15 protein-coding genes are annotated in these 16,456 nt (G+C 68.9%); 6 read left to right on the top strand and 9 right to left on the bottom strand.

Annotated features, from left to right (window positions below):
• Nucleotides 1-17 precede the first annotated feature (17 nt).
• Complete coding sequence (locus POL67_RS03310; protein WP_271915532.1) at nt 18-509, top strand: LEA/WHy family protein; 492 nt, start codon at nt 18-20, stop codon at nt 507-509.
• Nucleotide 510: 1 nt separating this feature from the next.
• Here the strand turns inward: POL67_RS03310 and POL67_RS03305 are convergent, their stop codons facing one another.
• On the bottom strand, nt 511-2,439 hold the full coding sequence (locus tag POL67_RS03305; protein WP_271915530.1) for a hypothetical protein: 1,929 nt from the start codon (nt 2,437-2,439) through the stop codon (nt 511-513).
• 550 nt (nt 2,440-2,989) lie between these two features.
• Here POL67_RS03305 and POL67_RS03300 point away from each other — a divergent pair.
• Nucleotides 2,990-3,487, top strand: coding sequence for a hypothetical protein (locus POL67_RS03300; protein ID WP_271915528.1), 498 nt, complete (start codon nt 2,990-2,992; stop codon nt 3,485-3,487).
• A 13-nt stretch (nt 3,488-3,500) separates the two neighbouring features.
• On the opposite strand, the gene hrpA is transcribed toward POL67_RS03300, so the two are convergent.
• Together hrpA and POL67_RS03290 are read right to left on the bottom strand one after the other, a co-directional pair.
• A complete protein-coding gene (gene hrpA / locus POL67_RS03295; protein ID WP_271915526.1) occupies nt 3,501-7,202 on the bottom strand; it encodes an ATP-dependent RNA helicase HrpA in 3,702 nt (1,233 codons plus the stop codon).
• A gap of 61 nt (nt 7,203-7,263) precedes the next feature.
• Complete coding sequence (locus POL67_RS03290; RefSeq protein WP_271915524.1) at nt 7,264-7,800, bottom strand: hypothetical protein; 537 nt, start codon at nt 7,798-7,800, stop codon at nt 7,264-7,266.
• 125 nt (nt 7,801-7,925) lie between these two features.
• Here POL67_RS03290 and POL67_RS53455 point away from each other — a divergent pair, with 125 nt between their 5' ends.
• The 4 genes from POL67_RS53455 (at nt 7,926) to POL67_RS03270 (ending at nt 12,108) form a co-directional block, all read left to right on the top strand.
• Nucleotides 7,926-8,678, top strand: a complete 753-nt coding sequence (locus POL67_RS53455) for a M15 family metallopeptidase (RefSeq protein WP_271915522.1) — start codon at nt 7,926-7,928, stop codon at nt 8,676-8,678.
• A 127-nt stretch (nt 8,679-8,805) separates the two neighbouring features.
• Nucleotides 8,806-9,738: a ribonuclease Z gene (gene rnz, locus POL67_RS03280; protein ID WP_271915520.1), complete on the top strand. Its 933-nt coding sequence runs from the start codon at nt 8,806-8,808 to the stop codon at nt 9,736-9,738.
• 92 nt (nt 9,739-9,830) lie between these two features.
• The gene (locus tag POL67_RS03275; protein ID WP_271915518.1) at nt 9,831-10,928 is read left to right on the top strand and encodes a DUF4215 domain-containing protein; all 1,098 of its coding nucleotides are present in this window, start codon (nt 9,831-9,833) and stop codon (nt 10,926-10,928) included.
• Nucleotides 10,929-11,016: 88 nt separating this feature from the next.
• Entirely contained in the window at nt 11,017-12,108 is a 1,092-nt protein-coding gene (locus POL67_RS03270; protein WP_271915516.1) for a DUF4215 domain-containing protein, read from the top strand.
• 58 nt (nt 12,109-12,166) lie between these two features.
• Here the strand turns inward: POL67_RS03270 and POL67_RS03265 are convergent, their stop codons facing one another.
• The 6 genes from POL67_RS03265 to dps form a co-directional block, all read right to left on the bottom strand.
• Nucleotides 12,167-12,406 carry a hypothetical protein gene (locus POL67_RS03265; RefSeq protein WP_271915514.1) on the bottom strand — a complete coding sequence of 80 codons (240 nt, stop codon included), beginning with the start codon at nt 12,404-12,406 and terminating at the stop codon, nt 12,167-12,169.
• The gene (locus POL67_RS03260; RefSeq protein WP_271915512.1) at nt 12,403-13,053 is read right to left on the bottom strand and encodes a hypothetical protein; all 651 of its coding nucleotides are present in this window, start codon (nt 13,051-13,053) and stop codon (nt 12,403-12,405) included. Before POL67_RS03260 ends, POL67_RS03265 begins: the two co-directional genes overlap by 4 nt.
• Before the next feature lie 111 nt (nt 13,054-13,164).
• Nucleotides 13,165-14,499: a protein kinase domain-containing protein gene (locus POL67_RS03255; protein ID WP_271930721.1), complete on the bottom strand. Its 1,335-nt coding sequence runs from the start codon at nt 14,497-14,499 to the stop codon at nt 13,165-13,167.
• Between the two features lie 43 nt (nt 14,500-14,542).
• The gene (locus POL67_RS03250; RefSeq protein WP_136933905.1) at nt 14,543-14,821 is read right to left on the bottom strand and encodes a hypothetical protein; all 279 of its coding nucleotides are present in this window, start codon (nt 14,819-14,821) and stop codon (nt 14,543-14,545) included.
• 100 nt (nt 14,822-14,921) lie between these two features.
• Nucleotides 14,922-15,791: a hypothetical protein gene (locus POL67_RS03245; protein ID WP_271915509.1), complete on the bottom strand. Its 870-nt coding sequence runs from the start codon at nt 15,789-15,791 to the stop codon at nt 14,922-14,924.
• A gap of 129 nt (nt 15,792-15,920) precedes the next feature.
• Nucleotides 15,921-16,397 (bottom strand): DNA starvation/stationary phase protection protein Dps, encoded by a 477-nt coding sequence (gene dps, locus POL67_RS03240; RefSeq protein ID WP_271915506.1) that lies wholly within the window; start codon nt 16,395-16,397, stop codon nt 15,921-15,923.
• Nucleotides 16,398-16,456: the final 59 nt, after the last annotated feature.

Genomic DNA, 16,456 nt, shown 5'->3' with positions numbered 1-16,456 from the left:
CCTCGTCCCGGCAAACGATGACGAAGCTCCCCAGGCACCTGCTCCTCGTCACGGCCCTCGCCCTCGTCGCCCCAGGGTGCGCCGCGGAAAAACCGACCTTGCGGCTGCATCATGCCGAGCTGCGCTCCGCGTCGCTGCGCGGGATCGGGCTCGACGTGTACCTGACGGTCGACAACCCGAACTCGTTCGACATCGAAATCCGCAATGTGCGGGTGACGGTGACCTTCGCGGAAAAGTACGCGCTGCCGCCGATCGATTACAGCCCGAACCAGTGGCTCGCCGCGGGCCAATCGACGATCGTGCGCGTGCCGGTGGCGATCCCCTTCACGCTGGTGCCCGGCGTGGTCGACGAGGCGCGGCGGACGCCGACGTTGCGGTACACGGTGAAAGGGAGCGCGGATGTGACGGCGATCCGGGCGCTCGGGGTGGAGAGGGACAACCATCCGATCGACGAGGCGGGGGCGCTCGGGCGGGATGCGTTGCTGGCGGCGGCGGGGATTTCGCTTTGAGTCACCGCATCCGAAACGCATCCGCCAGCGTGCGCGCGTCGAGCCGGCCCTCGGCCGTGATGTACGCGAGCTGCTTGCGGAGCGGATCCAGCGACGGGTCCAGGTTGCCCCGCGTCGCCTCGACGAGCGCCGCCACGACCTCGAAGCCCGCAGGCCGCTGGGCATAGAGGCCGAGCACGTTGCGCGCGTGGTAATCGATCATCGCCGCCTCCCACGTCGGGTCGAGGCCCGCCGCGCGCGACTCCTCGCGTAATGCGGCGAGCGTCTCGCCCGCCTCGCGTTGCCCTTCCCATAACCGGAAGGCCACGCCGCGGAAGACACGATAGGCGCGGACGAACCGCAGCACCGTGGGAGAGGCGTTCGGCGGGGCTTCGAGGTCGAAATTCGTGGCCCAGGGCCGGAGGTGGTCGTGCGCGTGGAAAACCTCGTGCATCACGTCGATCTGGTCGCGCGGGGACAACGTCGCCGTGGCCTCGATGGCGCGGAGGCGTGTCTCGGAGAAAAGCACGAGCGCCCCGAGCGCATTCACGCGCCCCCAGCTCTCCCGCGGCGAGCGCAACGTGAGGTCGAGGACGACGTCACCTCCGCCCTTCAAAAAAAGGAGGACCCAGCTCCGCCCCGCATATTCGGTCTCGATGCGCTTGACGATCTGCGCGCCCTCTTCGCTCGACCAGCGTATCGAGGCGAGCGCCTTCTCGCCCGCCTCCCGGGCCTGTTTGCCCGTGGTCACGGCCGCGTGCGCGAGGCGCCGCTCGCCCGCGAGGGTGAAATCGGTGCCGGCGACCTCGCCGAGCGCGGTGAGGCAAGCAAAACTCATGAGCCGATCGGCGGCGTCGGCCTGTGGGCTTTTCGCGAGGTCCAGGGCCACGCGCAAAAGGAACGCCTCGCGTTCGAGGCGCTGCGGACGCGGCGTGGGAAACGGTTCGAACGCGACGCTTTGCTCCACCTCGATCGTCGGCGGGCTGAGCGAGGCCATCCGGAGGAAATAAGCGCAATGGCGCGCGCCCTCGGCGGCGAAGCTCGGGTCTTCGAGGACATCTCCCGCCTCGCCCGGTTGTTTCACGGCGCGCACGGCATAAAGGGGGAGGGTGCCGGGGTAGGCGTCGGCATTCGGCGGAAACCCGGCGGCGAGAGAGGGGCGTGAGGAGGCCGCGTCCGTGGGCTCGGCCGATGCCGGGGGGGCCGCCTCTTTGCCGGATCCCCCGCCCCCGCCGGGCGCGGCGGCGATCGGCGGGGCGAGACCATGCACGCGGGCGTAGATCTCGACGAGCTCGTCGGGCGCGACGCGGCTGCCGCCCGGGGCCGCGGGCGTACCGGCCATGAGGTCGTGCTCCTCTTTGCCACGGATCGCAATGGGCGCGAGGTGCGCGACGCCGTCGGCCATGGGCTTTCCATAAAACCGCAAGGCGACCTCCGCGGGCCTGCCGACATCGAATACGGACGCGACGACGAGCTGCGCGACCTGCTCGCAGGACCCGCCGCCGTCGAGCAGCGCATCGGCCATGCGGCCGCCGGGCTGCCCGTAGTATTTGATGTCCTCGTAGGCCCACGGCACGGCGAGCGTGACGGGATCGCCTTCGCGGAGGGCCTCGCGCAGCCGGGAGAGGCGATCTTCGTACCGGGTGAGGGCCTCGGCCATGTCGAGCTCCTCGCCGGCCTCCTCGGCGTCGATACGATTCGCTTCGAGGAGAAACCGGCCGAGCGCGAGGCGGCCTTTTTTGCGGTCGATGCGCGCGGCCTCGACAAGCGCCCGGCGGGCCTCGCGCGTGCGCTCGTTCCGCGCGAGGGCCTCGGCGGTGGAGGTGATGGGCGAAGTCGCGGGCGAGGCGATCGTCCGGGGCGCCTCCCGCATGCGCGGGGCGCCGAAGCCGAGGAAAAGGCCGTGGCCGAGGACCGAGAGGATCACGGTGGCCAAGGCGCGGCGGGACATCCGATGGGTAGAGTAGCCGGACGGGGCGGGAAGTTCCCGGCGACACTCCCCCACCCCCCTCACGACCCTCCTCCAAGAGGGTCCCTCCCCTCCCCGAGAGAGCCGCACCCGTCCCCCCCAAGATGTCCGGACAATTCCGGACAATTCCGGACAATTTCTCGGACATGTCCGGTCCCCGTCAGCGCCCCGCCGCCACCCTCCTTCCGACGATACCGCCCCTCCCGCGGGTGGCTACGCCCCCCCTCGGAGACACGCAAACCCCTCCCCAACCTCGGGTCCCCCTCCCCCAACAGACCCTCGAAATCCTTCACGAAAACAGCTTCGTCCCCCCTCCCGCCCGGAGCCCACCGGAGCCCGTCAGGGTCCCCATCCTCCCCACGAAAGACGCACCCGTCGCGGCGTGAGAAACGACCCTCTCCGCCACCGTTTCACCCCTCCCCCGACCCTGGCATACCTATTGCCACTCTATCCCTCGACCGCGACGCAATCCGCGTCGAGGCCACATTCGAGCAACCATCACCCTTCCCGCAAGGAAGAGGAGACCATCCTCATGAGTGACCCCAAGCATCCCAAGGCCGGCGACCGCACCATGGACCTCAGCGATATCGAGCTCGTCGACATCACGCCCGACCACGTGGCCCGGTTGAGCAAGCTCCGTGATGGGCACGCGGGGGCCATCGCGGCCCTGCTCCTGGCAGACCCGGCAGCGCGGCAACGGGCCGGCCTGAGCGAGGTCGAGGTCGCGGAGCTCGGCGCGCTCTGGCAGGACTGCCAGCGGATCGAGGAGGTGCTGCCGGCGGTCGAGAAGCTCCTCGAGCTGCTCCACGAGACGCGGCTCGTGCGGGCGCACGAGATCGCCTATCGCCTCGGCGAGATGGCCCATCAGGTGCGGCGTCGGGCCGAGAGGTCCGCGAATGGCGTCGAGGTGGCCGCGCCGTTCGAGGCGCTGCTCGATTACCACTTCGCGACGGGGCTGAAGGCCGCAGCCGCGCGCGAGAAGAACAAGAAGGAGGCCGAGGCGCCGGCGTCGACGAACACGCCGGCCTGATCTCCCGCCCCCCTCAGCCCGATAACACCCGCCAGAACTCCACGAGCCGCTGTGGCGACACCGTCACAGCGGTTTTTAGCTCCGGAGCAAAGAGCGACACACGGAACTCCTCGATGAGCCATCGGTACGTGTCGAGGTCCTCCCCCGGGACGCCCCGTCCGCGCAGGCCTTCGTGGTGGTCGAGGTAGTTTTTCCAGAACGGTAAGACCTGCTCGGCCTTCGATTGGTCCTTTTGGGGGCCATTCGGCATGCGTTCGAGCCGGATCTGCACGGCCCGGAGATATCGCGGCAAATGCGCGAGGCGCTCCACCCGCTCACGCAGGAACATGCCCGGCGGGATCAGGTGGTCGAGCTGCAATCGGATTTCCGTGAGAGCCGCGCGGGGCGCGCCGGGTTTGCCCGAGAGCGCGCGGAGCGCTTGTTCGGCGCGGGAGAGCTCGGCTCCTATTTCCTGCGCGAGCTTGCCGAGGCGGGAGATGCTCGCCGCGAGCTCGATTTTGCCGGCGTCGAGGCGCGCGAGGAAGTCTTTGCGCGCGCGCGGGAAGCGGCCGGCGTCGTTCAGGCCAAAGGCATCGTCGAGCGCCCGGAGCACGATTTGCCGGCGCAACGGGACGCCGCCCGCGCCCGCGCGTTCGGCAAGCGCGCCCGTGGCGACGGCCGCCGAGACCTGGTGCTCCATCTTGTTCATCGGCATGCTCATTTGCAGGAGAAAGAGCCGCCGCAGGCCGCCGCGTGTCGCTTCGTCAGCCGCCTCGCGCGAGGCGAGCACGCGCAGGGCCACCGACATGTCCGTATCGACGAGCGCCGGATACCCCGCGAGCTTGCGCCCCGCGACCTCGATGCGGACCTCCTCGGGCAAGGTCTCGAAGCTCCACGAGGTGAGGCCCTCGCGTTCGAGCGTGGCCTTCGACGCGCCCGCCCAGGCATCCCGCGCGCGTTTCGCGAATCGCTCCTTGAGCGCCGCGAGGTCACGCCCCTCGCCCACGACACGGCCCTCTTCGTCGAGGACACGGAAATAGAATCGCAAAAAGGGCGGGAGCTCGTCCGGGCGGAGCGCGTCCATCGGCACGCGCACGCCCGTGCGTTCCTGGATCGATCGGGCGAGGGCTTCGAGCATCGGGCCCTCGAAGGGGCGATGGCGCCGCGCGAGGTCGGCCGCGAGCTCTTTCACGCCGCCGACCGATTTGCGGACGGCCTTGGGCATCGCGTCGAGCAGCCATTCGATCTTTTCGGCGTGCCAGCCGGGAATGGTCCATTCGAGCACGGCCGGATCCGCCTGCGGGAGGAGCGCGAGGGGCAAGGTGATCGTGACACCGTCGTCGTCCTCGCCCGGATCGAAGCGGTACGTGAGCGGCAATTTGGTGCCGTAGAGCGAGAGGGTGTCGGGGAATCGCTCGGGCGTGAGCTCGTCCGCCTCACCCTGGAGGACGTCCGCGAGGGAGAGCTCGAGCAGGCGCGGGTTCTTCGCCTCGGCCTCCTTGCGCCAGGCCTCGAACGTCTTGCCGCTGTAAATGCCCTCGGGGACGCGCTCCTCGAAAAAGAGGGTGAGGGCGTGGTCGTCGGCGAGCATGTCGCTCTTGCGCGCCTTGTCCCGCAGCCGCTTGACCTCGTCGAAGAGCTTTTTGTTGTGCTCCATGAAGCGCGCCTTCGTCGCGTATTCCTGCCGGACGAGGGCGTGCGTGAGGAAGATCTTGCGCGAGGCCACAGGGTCGAGCGGGCCATAATGGACCTTCCGATCCCGGACGATCGGCAGGCCGTAGAGCGAGATCTGCTCGCGCGCCATGACCTGCGCGGGTTTCTCCTCCCAGTGCGGGTCGCTGTGGTGCTTGCGGCAGAGCGATCCGCCGGCCTCTTCGAGCCAGCCGGGGTCGACGCGCGCCGCGGTGCGGGCGAAGAGCTGCGAGGTCTCGACGAGCTCGGCCGCCATGATCCACGCCGGCGGCTTTTTCGATAAGCCGCTCGACGGGTGGAGCTGGAATCGCGTTTGTCGGGCCCCGACATACGCCTTCGCCTCCTGGCTCCACATGCCGATCTTGCTGAGCAGCGCCGGGACGATGGCGCGGTGCACGGCGTCGCCCCCGTCGCCCTGCGTGCCCTCGACCCGGAAGCCCATCTCCCGCACGATCTGCGATATCTGCTGGTGGATGTCGCTCCACTCGCGCATGCGGAGGTGGGAGAGGAAGTTGTCGCGGCACCACTTGCGGAGCTGGTTTTTCGAGAGGCGCGCCTCGGCCTGCTTGTAGGCGTGCCAGAGCTTGACGAGGGCCGCGAAATCGCTCTGCTCGTCGCGAAACTTGCGGTGCGCGTCGTCCGCCTGCTTTTGCGCGGAGAGCGGGCGCTCGCGCGGGTCCTGGATGCCGAGCGCCGAGGCCACGACGAGGACCTCGCGGAGCGCGCCCTCCGCCTCGCCGCCGAGGACCATGCGGCCGAGCCGCGGATCGAGGGGGAGCCGCGAGAGCTTTTTGCCGATGTCCGTGAGCTCGCCCGCCTCGTCGATGGCGCCGAGCTCTTCGAGGACCCGATACCCTTCGTCCACGGCGCGGCGCGGGGGCGGGTCGAGGAAGGGGAAATCGCGGATGTCGCCGATGCCCAGCGATTTCATCTGCAAGATGGCGCCCGCGAGGCCGACGCGTAAAACTTCGGGATCGGTGTAGGCCGGGCGCAGCTCGAAGTCGCGCTCTTCGTACAGGCGGAAGCAGACGCCGCTGCGGATGCGGCCCGCGCGGCCCTTGCGTTGCTCGGCGCTGGCGCGGGAGATGGGCTCGATCTGGAGCGCCGTGACGCCCGAGCGCGCATGGTACCGATTGACGCGGGCGAGGCCGGCGTCGATGACGTAGACGATGCCGGGGATCGTGAGCGAGGTCTCGGCCACGTTCGTGGCGAGGACGATGCGCCGCTGCGGCAAGGGGGTGAAGACGCGTTGCTGCTCGGATTGCGGGAGCCGGCCGTAGAGCGGCAGGACGACGGTGTGGGGCAAGCCGTGCGAATGCAGCTCGTCCATCGTTTCGTGGATCTCGCGCTCGCCGGGCAAAAAGACGAGGATGTCCTCGCGGGGGTCGAGCTCGGTGATCTCCTCGATGGTATTGCCGACCGTCTCGGCGAGCTCCGTCTCTTCTTTGCGCGGCGGCCGATGGATGACCTCGACCGGGTGCGTGCGGCCCGAGACCTGGATGACGGGCGCGCCGTCGAAGAACGCCGAGAATCGTTCGGTTTCGAGCGTCGCGGAGCTGACGACGACGCGCAGGTCCTTGCGGCGGGGCAGGATGCGCTTGAGGTAGCCGAGGAGGAAATCGATGTTGAGCGTGCGCTCGTGGGCCTCGTCGACGATGAGCGTGTCGTAGGCGCGGAGGAGCGGGTCGCTCTGGATTTCGGCGAGCAAGATGCCGTCCGTCATGAAGCGGACGTACGTCGACGGGCTCGTCCGGTCGGCGAAACGAATCTTGTAGCCGACCTCCTTGCCGAGGTCGACGCCGAGCTCCTTGGCGACGCGGGCCGCGACGCTCGTGGCCGCGATACGTCGGGGCTGCGTGACGCCGATCCGCGCGTGGAGGCCGCGGCCCATGGCGAGCGCGATCTTCGGGAGTTGCGTGGTCTTGCCCGAACCCGTCTCGCCCGCGATGATCACGGCAGGGTGGTCGTTCAGCGCCTGCGCGATGTCGCGCACGCGCGCAGAGATGGGCAGCTCTTCGGGAAATTCGACGGTCGATCGGCTCACGGCGGCCGAGGGATAGCATCCCGGCAAGTGACGCGCTTGTGCTCCGATGACCCCCGGCTCCCTACATCCGCGCCTTGCGCACGCGCGCCTGGAGCTCGGCGCCGATCCAATCGAGGAATGCGGCGTCCCAGGGCGCGCCGTCCGGATATCGCGCGAAGATCGCCTCGGCGAGCTCGAGGTCCCAGCGGCCGAAGAGCGCCGTGAGCCGATCGTGCATCTTGCGGCCGCGCAGGGTTTGCGGATCGCCCTCCGCTTCCGCCGCGGCGAAGGCCTCGTCGCAAAGATAATAGTTGCAGGTGGCGCTCCTGCGATCGGGCGGGAGGACGCAGCCGGCCTCGCCGAGGTAGCCACATCGCTCGGGGAAGGGTCCGCTCGGCGGGGCGCGTCGAATGGAGAGGCCACGCGTTTGCGGGACGAGGCGGCCTTCGTGGATCTCGGCCAGCAAGAAATCACGGCCGCCGAGCGATACGATGCGGCCGATGTCGGCCCAGGCCACGGCCGGCGGGGCTTCGCAGCAGCCCGCGCGCCCGTGCGGGCAACGCGCGCAGAGCGGCGATAGGAGGAGCGTGTGAACGCCGGCGAGCGCGAGCCGAATCATGCGCCACGACTGGATACCAGGGCGGGCACACGCCGTCCACGCGGGCATGAAGCGGACGGGATATGTCCGAAGTTCGCCTTCCGTGGAGCTCGCTCGTTGTTTCTTTCTGGTATTCTCGTGTTGCCGTGCTCGATCCCCGCGACGACCGCCGCGCCTTGCGTCGCGCCCTGCCCGGGCACGTGGCGCTCGGGCTCGTGTTCGCGCTGGCGGTCGCGGCGGCGGCGCACGCGTCGACCGCGCCCGAGGTGCCGCTGGAAGGAATTTCCTGCAACGAGCAAAAGCCGCTGCCGTTTCTGGTGCGCGGCAACTACGCGCTCCAGGACGGGATGCCGGCCGAGGAGCGCAAAGCCCGCATCGAGATGCAAACACGGGCGCTCCGATTCCGGACGGAGCGGTATGGAAGGTCCTTTGGGACGGTGCCGCTCGAATGGAACGAGCGCGCGGTCGGCGACTACATCGAGCAGGTACGTTTCCTCGGCCTGCCCGTGCAGGTGAACCGCCGGATCGTGCCGGCGCTGCGCTGCGTGGAGCAGGCGATCACGATGCGCTGCGGCCATACCCCCTACGAGCCGCAGCGCCTGCTCGGCGTGCGCGGCAAGAACACGTTCCACAACGGCGAGGTTTCGAACCACCTCTATGGGATCGCGATCGACATCGATCCCGAGCGGAACCCCTGCTGCCGCTGCGTGGAGCCGTTCCCGGACCATCCGGCATGCCGCAAGCGCGAAGCGACCGCCTACGAGCGCGCAGAGCTTCCGCGCTGCTGGATCGAGACCTTCGAGCGATACGGGTTCTACTGGCTCGGGCACGACCGGCTCGAGGACACGATGCACTTCGAGTTCCTCGGCGACCCGGACCGGATCACGTCCACGCCGTAACTAGAAACGCGGGATGGCAGGGGCCCGCGCGCGTGGTACGTTCGTCCGGTCGGTCCGGCGACAAACCCCTGTTCGAGGATGGGGGGCTGCACGCGGACGAGCCGAGCACCACGCCAACCAAACCCCCATGTCGAGCCTCCGCCTCACCTTTCTCGGGACGTCCGCCGCAGCCCCGACCGCGTACCGGAACCTGTCCGGCCTCTTCGTCAAGCGCGAAGGACAGAGCTTCCTCTTCGACTGCGGCGAGGGCACCCAGCGGCAGATGATCCGCTACGGTACGGGCTTCTCGCTCGACGCCGTGTTCTTCACCCATTTCCACGCCGACCATTACCTCGGCATCATCGGCTTTTTGCGCACGCTCGGGATGCTCGGCCGCACCGAGCCGCTCGCGCTCATCGGCCCCCGCAGCGCCGCGACGTTCCTGCCCAAGGTGATCTGCCTCGGCGCCGAGGACGCGCCCCTGCCCGTGACGATCGCCGAGGCCGAGCCCGGCGACGTGGTCTTCCGCGGAGAAGGGTATCGCATCGAGGCGTTCGCGACCGACCATCGCATTGCCTCCGTGGGCTACGCGCTCATCGAGGATGCACGGCCCGGCCGGTTCGACGCGGCCGCAGCACGCGCGGCCGGCGTGCCCGAGGGGCCGCTCTTCGGCAAGCTGCAGCGCGGCGAGGTGGTGCGGCTGCGGGACGGGCGTACGATCACGCCCCGCGAGGTGATGGGCCCCCCGCGGCCCGGACGGCGGATCGTGATATCGGGGGATACACGGCCTTGCGAGGGCACGACACGCGCAGCGGAAGGGGCCGACGTGCTGGTGCACGAGGCGACGTTCGGCGATCAGGAGCAGGCGCGCGCGCGGGACACGCGGCACGCGACGGCGCGGGAGGCGGCGATCGTGGCGCGCGACGCGGGCGTGCGGCGGCTCGTGCTCACGCACCTGTCGACACGATACGATCGGGATCCGGACATTCTGCTCGGCCAGGCGCGCGAGGAGCTCGGGGAGCGGGCGCCCGTGATGGTGGCCGAGGACGGCGACGGGATCGATCTGCCCCTGCACGATTGACGCGCCGGAGAGGAGGGCCGGCCGCGCTTGACGTTGCCGGCGATCCGGCCGAACATGGCCCCCCTTTTGTCGGTTTTTCCCCGGGAGTCGCCATGAACAACAAGAGCTACGCGGGCATGTGCCTGGCCCTCTCGCTCTTCGCCGCCTGCTCGCTCGTCAACGCGCCCGATCCCGTGAAGGGCAGCGGCGAGGGCGGCGAGGGCGGCGAAGGCGGGACCGGCGGCGGGGTCCCGTCGCCCTGCGGGAACGGCGTGTATCAGACCGGCGAGGAATGCGACGACGGCAACGACGTCGAGACGGACGGCTGTCTCTCGACCTGCAAGCAGGCGAAATGCGGCGATGGGTTCGTCTGGGAGGGCGTCGAGGGCTGCGACGACGGCAACATGGTCGAGGACGACGGCTGCACGAATACCTGCAAGCTCTCCACCTGCGGCGACGGCACGATCCAGGAAGGCGAGGATTGCGACGACAGCAACATGGACGACACCGACAACTGCACGTCGGCGTGCAAGGTCGCGACCTGCGGGGATGGATTCGTGCACGCGGGGTTCGAGGCCTGCGACGACGGGAACAAGGACGACACGGACGCGTGCCTGCAAGGCTGCATCGCCGCGACGTGCGGCGACGGGTTCGTCCAGGTGGGCGTCGAGGAATGCGACGACATGAACGTGTCGAACACCGACGGGTGCGTCGGGACGTGCAAGAACGCGGTCTGCGGCGACGGCTTCGTACGGGCCGGCGTGGAGGCGTGCGACGACGGGAACCTCCTCGGCGGCGACGGCTGCGGGCCGGCCTGCACGCTGGACAACCTCCTGCCGCAATGCATGAACTACGCGGTGCTGAGCGAGGCGGATCGAAACGTCAATTTCAATGACGGCGACCTCGGGGTCGAGATCTGTGACAGCGATACACTCGGGGAGGGCTGGTACCGGTTCATGGGCGCTGCGGGCGTCCAGATGCCGACGTTCCCGCCCCCCGAGTATGCCTGCGGCACCGACGCGCCCGGCTGGGTCCAGGGTTCGTACCCGCTGAACCAGGGCGAGGTCGTGAACGCCACGGTGTGCTTCAACTGGTCGGGCAACACGTGCGAGTGGTCGTCCTCGATCCAGATCGCGCATTGCGGAGGGTATTACGTCTTCTACCTGCCGCTGACACCGGTTTGCACCCTCCGGTACTGCGGTACGAACTGAGGTCGTCCGATCCGGCGGCCGCTTGACGTTGCCGGGAATCCGGCCGAACATGGATGGTATCTTTGCTGGATCTTGCCCGGGAGATGCCATGACCGCCTTTCGCCACGCTGGGATTTTCCTCGCCTTCACGCTTTTCGCTGCCTGCTCCCTCGTCAACGCGCCCGATCCCGTGAAAGGGAAAGGTGAGGGCGGCGAGGGCGGCGAGGGCGGTACGGGCGGCGGCGGACCGCCGTCCCCCTGTGGAAACGGCGTGTATCAGACCGGCGAGGAATGCGACGACGGCAACGACATCGAGACCGACAGTTGCCTCTCCACCTGCAAGAAGCCGACATGCGGCGACGGGTTCGTCTGGGAGGGCGTCGAGGGGTGCGACGACGGCAACATGGTGAACGACGACGGCTGCACGAATGACTGCAGGCTCTCCACCTGCGGCGATGGCACGATCCAGGAAGGCGAGGATTGCGACGACAGCAACACGGACGACACCGACAACTGCACGTCGGCGTGCAAGGTCGCGACCTGCGGGGATGGATTCGTGCACGCGGGGTTCGAGGCCTGCGACGACGGGAACAAGGACGACACGGACGCGTGCCTGCAAGGCTGCATCGCCGCGACGTGTGGCGATGGGTTCGTCCAGGTCGGCGTCGAGGAATGCGACGACATGAACATGTCGAACACCGACGGGTGCGTCGGGACGTGCAAGAACGCGGTCTGCGGCGACGGCTTCGTGCAATCCGGCGTGGAGGAGTGCGACGACGGGAACCTCCTCGGCGGCGACGGCTGCGGGGCAGGCTGCACGCTGGATAACCTGCTGCCGCAGTGCATGAACTACATCGTGCTCGACACGGCCGACCGGAACATCGGACACGTCGACGGGAGCACGCGGGTCTGCGATTCGACCATGAACGGGAGCTGGTATCGCTTCATGGGCGCCGCCGGGACGATGATGGCCACCTCGCCGCCCCCCGAAAACGTCTGCGCGACGCACGCGCCGGGCTGGGTCCAGGGGGCCTACCCGCAAGCCCAGGGCCAGGTGGTGAACGCGACGGCGTGCTTCAACTGGTCCGGAAACCCCTGCAACTGGTCGTCGGCGATCCAGATCGCCCATTGCGGGAGTTATTACGTGTTCCAGCTCCCGCCGGCGCCGGTCTGCCAGCTACGGTATTGCGGGACGAACTGACGTGAACGAGGGGCCGGTTCGTCCCGGCCCCCGTATCACGCGGCTTCGCGTCCCTGCCTCAATCCTGGGCCGAGATTTCCTTGTCGAGCGTGTCGAGCTCCGACTTGTAGTTCGCCTCGGTGATGTCTTTCTCCGCCTGGTCGTCGTAATCGGCCGCGGTCGGGATGTCCTTGTCGTCGAGAACCACCGGGGCCGCGGCGGCGCCGCCCGTCGTCGAGCCGCCCTGGGGCTTCGGCTCTTCACAAGCGACGGCGAGCAAAGGCAGCGCGAGGAGCGCGAGCATGATCGATCGATTCATTTCTCACCTGCCTTCTCCGCGGGCTTGCCGTCCACGCCCTTCGCGCCCGTGGTCTTCGCGTCGTAGTTCGCCATCCACTTATCGTGGCGCGCATTCTCCTTGTCGAGGAGCTTCTGCACGCGCTCGGTCGCCTCGGTGTCCTTCGCCTCCTCGGCGAGGTCCTTCACGCGCTCGAGGCGCGCGAGGCGGCGCGCGTGCCGCTCGAGCTCCTGCTTCATGGCGACGGCCATCGGCTGGCCCTTCAGCGCGGTCGAGACCTTCTTCTTGAGCACGTCGCGCTCGTCCTTGGACTTCGCCTTGCGCGCTTCCTTCTTGGCCTTGCGCTTCTCGTCCTTGGCCTTCGCGTCCGCCTCGGACTCGGCCGGAGCCGCGGCCGCGTCGGCGCCCGCGTCCTTGTCGTCGGGTTTGCCCTTGTCGTCGGGTTTGCCCTTGTCGTCGGGTTTGCCCTTGTCGTCGGGCCCCTTGCCCTCGGGCCCCTTGCCCCCGTGTTCGCCGCCCTTCGGGTTCGCCCTCTCCGGGCCCTTGCCCTTGTCCACCGCGGGGGCAGGGATCGGTGTGCGGGGCAGGTCCGCGGACGCCACGCCCGTCACGCCGAGCAACCCGCCCAGCACGAGGGCCACGGCGCCCTTCTTCCACAAAGCGTTCATCGTAGATCTCCCTTCGCGCGCCGCCCCCCACCGAGGGGTACCCACGGCGCTCGTCGATCTGTTCGAAGCGGGTGGACTTTATCGCGGGTGCTTCGGCGCGGGCAAATCCAATCACGTGTTCGTGGGGCCGCGCCCACGCGTGCCACGAATCGACAAGGAGCCGGGCGCCCCCTCGATCGCGTATTGCTCTTCGAGCAGATGCGCCGTCGCGTCGTCGATACGCACGGGCGGCTCGTTCGCGTCGGCGCGCGGGCGTTCGAGAGCGCGCGTGCCACGCTCGATCACGGAGGCCGATAACCCCGCCCCCGGCGGCAAAGCCCCGCCGGTCACCAGCGACAATCGAACACCGGTCACTTGTTTTACCAGGTCGAGCGCCGCATCGGCCGCGCGCAGGAGGCCGTCGGCGCATTCCCCTTCGAATACGGCGGCCACCCCACGACCGAGCAAGGGAATGACCACCCCGCCATGCTGTTCGGCGATGCGCTGAAAGAGGGCGCGTGTCCGGCCCACGTTGCTCGACAAGGGCAATCGGCCGAAGATCACGCCGACGAGGTGATCGTCGCTCGGGACGAGGGCCGGCGGGAGCGTGATCTCCTGCGGGGGCGCCGCGCCTTCGAGGACCACGCGCTCGATCGTCGCGAGCGCGTCGGCCATCTCGCGGGCCGAGGAGAATCGCGCGTCGGGGTCCCGCGCGAGCGCCCGCGTGACGAGGGCGTCGAGCGCAGGCGGCGCGTCCGGCCAGGCATCCGAGAGGCGCGGCGGCGCCTGGAGGACGATCTTGGCAAGGACGGAGAAGGCATCCTCGCCCGCAAAAGTTTTTTTCCCGGAGAGCAGCTCATACAGGAGCACACCGAGGGAAAAGAGGTCCGAGCGGGGGCCGATCTCGGTGTCGCCCCGGGCTTGCTCGGGGGACATGTAAAAAGGCGTGCCGAGCGCGACGCCGTCGACGTTCTCGGAGGCGCTGTCGTGCGCGACGCCGAGGTCGAGGAGTTTGACGAGGAAGGGCGCGCCTTCGCCCTGCTCCGCGAGGAAGAGGTTTCCCGGCTTGACGTCGCGGTGGACGATGCCCGCCTCGTGCAACGCGAAGAGCCCGAGCGCCGCCTGGCGCGTGATCGTGAGGGCCTCGGCCGTGCCGAGCCGCGCGCCCGAGGCGCGCATGCGGTGCGCGAGGTCCTCGCCTTCGAGCCATTCGAGCGCGAGGTAGGGGCGGTCCTCCGCGTCGATGCCGGTGTCGACGTACCCCACGACGTGCTTGCTCGTGATGCGCGCCGAGAGCCGCGCCTCGCGCTGAAATCGTTCACGGGTGATCGGGTCGACGGCGAGGTGCTCGTGCAAGCGCTTGATCGCCACAGGCACACGGCGCTCCTGGTCGAAGCCCCGAATGACCTCCGCCGTCGCGCCAATGCCGACGCGCTCGGCGAGCGTGAATCGATCCGCGCTCCCCATCACCCGCGCCCCAATGCTATCGTTCCCCCCCCGCCCATACTCCTCAGTGCCAGGCCGACGCGGTCCGGACCGCCTGGCCCGTCCGGTCGTGCTCGGCCAGAAGCTCCGTCGAGCGCGCGCGGCAGCCGCTGCACGAGGGGAACGTCGAGCCGTGCAGGCAACGAAGCATGACCGCCTCGCCCGTCTGCATCTCCTCGGGTTCGAGGTGACGGCCGCACGCAATGCAATGAATGTGGTGCGTGTGCGTGTGCGTCTGTGCCGCGGGCCGCGGCGGCGCGAGGGCCTTGCGCTCGCGCTTCGTCAATCGCTTTTCTCGCTTCATCGCTCGTGTTCCCTGGCCGGGCCGTGGAAGGCCCTCGCCGGGTCATACGAGGTTCGGCGCACGCGGGCAAGAGCTTGTTTTGTGCGCCGCGTCTCGGGCCCTACGGCGCGCCCGTCGGTCCATGGCTGCCCCACTCTTCGTGGAGCGAGAGCGCGCCGAACGTCCGCTGCACGCCGCTCGCAGGCCCGCGCTCGTCCTCCTCCTCGTGCGCCTCCTTCCCGCCGCGCGCGCCCTTGCTCCCAACCGCCTTCGGTCCGCCTCGGGCGATCGGGACGACGACGGCGGCGCGCCGCGAGCGCGTCTTGCGCCCCGCACGGCGCGTCCCACGGAGGCGGCGCATGCCCGCCAAAAAGCCGAGGTAGACGCCGAGGAATGTCGCGCCGGCCCACGCCGCGAGCGCGCCGAACGCGAAACCTGCGGCCTTCACGCCCGTGTCACCGCGGCCGAAGTTCGCCATGCTTTCCAGGGATCCGCGCATCCCGGCCACGTCCTCCATCGGCCCGCGCAGCGCCGAAAGCTTGCCCATCGGCTCGTCGAGCCGCGCGACCTTGCCCATGACGCCGTCGAGCGCCGCGACCTCTTTCATGGGCTCACGCAGCAGAGCCACGTCTTCCATGGGCTTTTCCAGCCGCGCGAGGCCTTGTTCCATGCGGCCCATCTGCGCTTCGAGGCGCGACATGCCCGCGCCGAGCCGATCCATCACGGGGCCGAGCGCGGCGACGTCTTTCATCGGCGCTTCGAGGCCGGAGAGCCGCTCCATGGGCGGGCCGAGCGTGTCGAGCTCTCCGGCCATTCGCTCCATGTTGGAATTCGACCGTCCGAGGACATCGGCGGCCTCGTTCATGGTTTTCGTGGTTTCCTGGATGGCGCGCGTGTTCGTCTCGATCATCGAGGCCATGCCGCAGCCCGTGATCGCAGGCGCGAGCAGGGTGACCAGGATGACGAGCGTGCTCCTTCCCGACGAGCTCATGCATGGAAGCATCGATTGGGAGACGCTGCGCGTCAACGCATTCGCGCACCGCGTAAGGACAGAAAATGTCCTATGTGCGAGACACCTTGATTCGGCGGGGGAGGACGGAGGCCGGGTTTCCTTTTGTGCTCAGCCTTCCAGGCTCGCGAGCAGGAACCAGGTGTGTTTGTCGAACGTCGTGATGATGTTCGTGAGCAGGTCGGACGTGTCGGCGTCGCGGTTCTCGTCGGAGATCACGCGCGAGGCGTGCAGGCCCTGGATGTAAAGGCCGAAGCGCTCGGCGAGGTGACGCACGTGGTCGAGGCCGCGCGTGGTCTCCTGCGGATACTCGGGCAGCCGCGAGGAGGCCGCGACGTGGCGCGCCGTGCCGGCGGCGAGGCCCCCGAGCGTGACGGCGCGCTCGGCAATTTCGTCGTTGAAAGCCGCAAGCTCGGTCGCGAACGTCTCGAAGAGCGGATGCAGGGCGGCGAAATGCGGGCCCTTGATGTTCCAGTGCGCGACCTTGATCTGGCTGTGCAAATCGAGGCCGTCGGCGAGGCGCTCGTTCAGCGTCTTGACGATGGCCACGCGGGAGGACTCGGGCAAATGGCTAGAACTCGCGTACATGAGAAGCTCCTATCGAAAATCGGGGAGGGTTCGTCCTTCTGGAACACGGCGCCCCGCCA

It is taken from the genome of Polyangium mundeleinium, from assembly GCF_028369105.1.
In the GTDB taxonomy this organism is placed as follows: Bacteria; Myxococcota_A; Polyangia; order Polyangiales; family Polyangiaceae; genus Polyangium; species Polyangium mundeleinium.
Note: the sequence above shows the minus strand (reverse complement) of the source record. Positions and strands in the feature narration are given on the sequence as shown.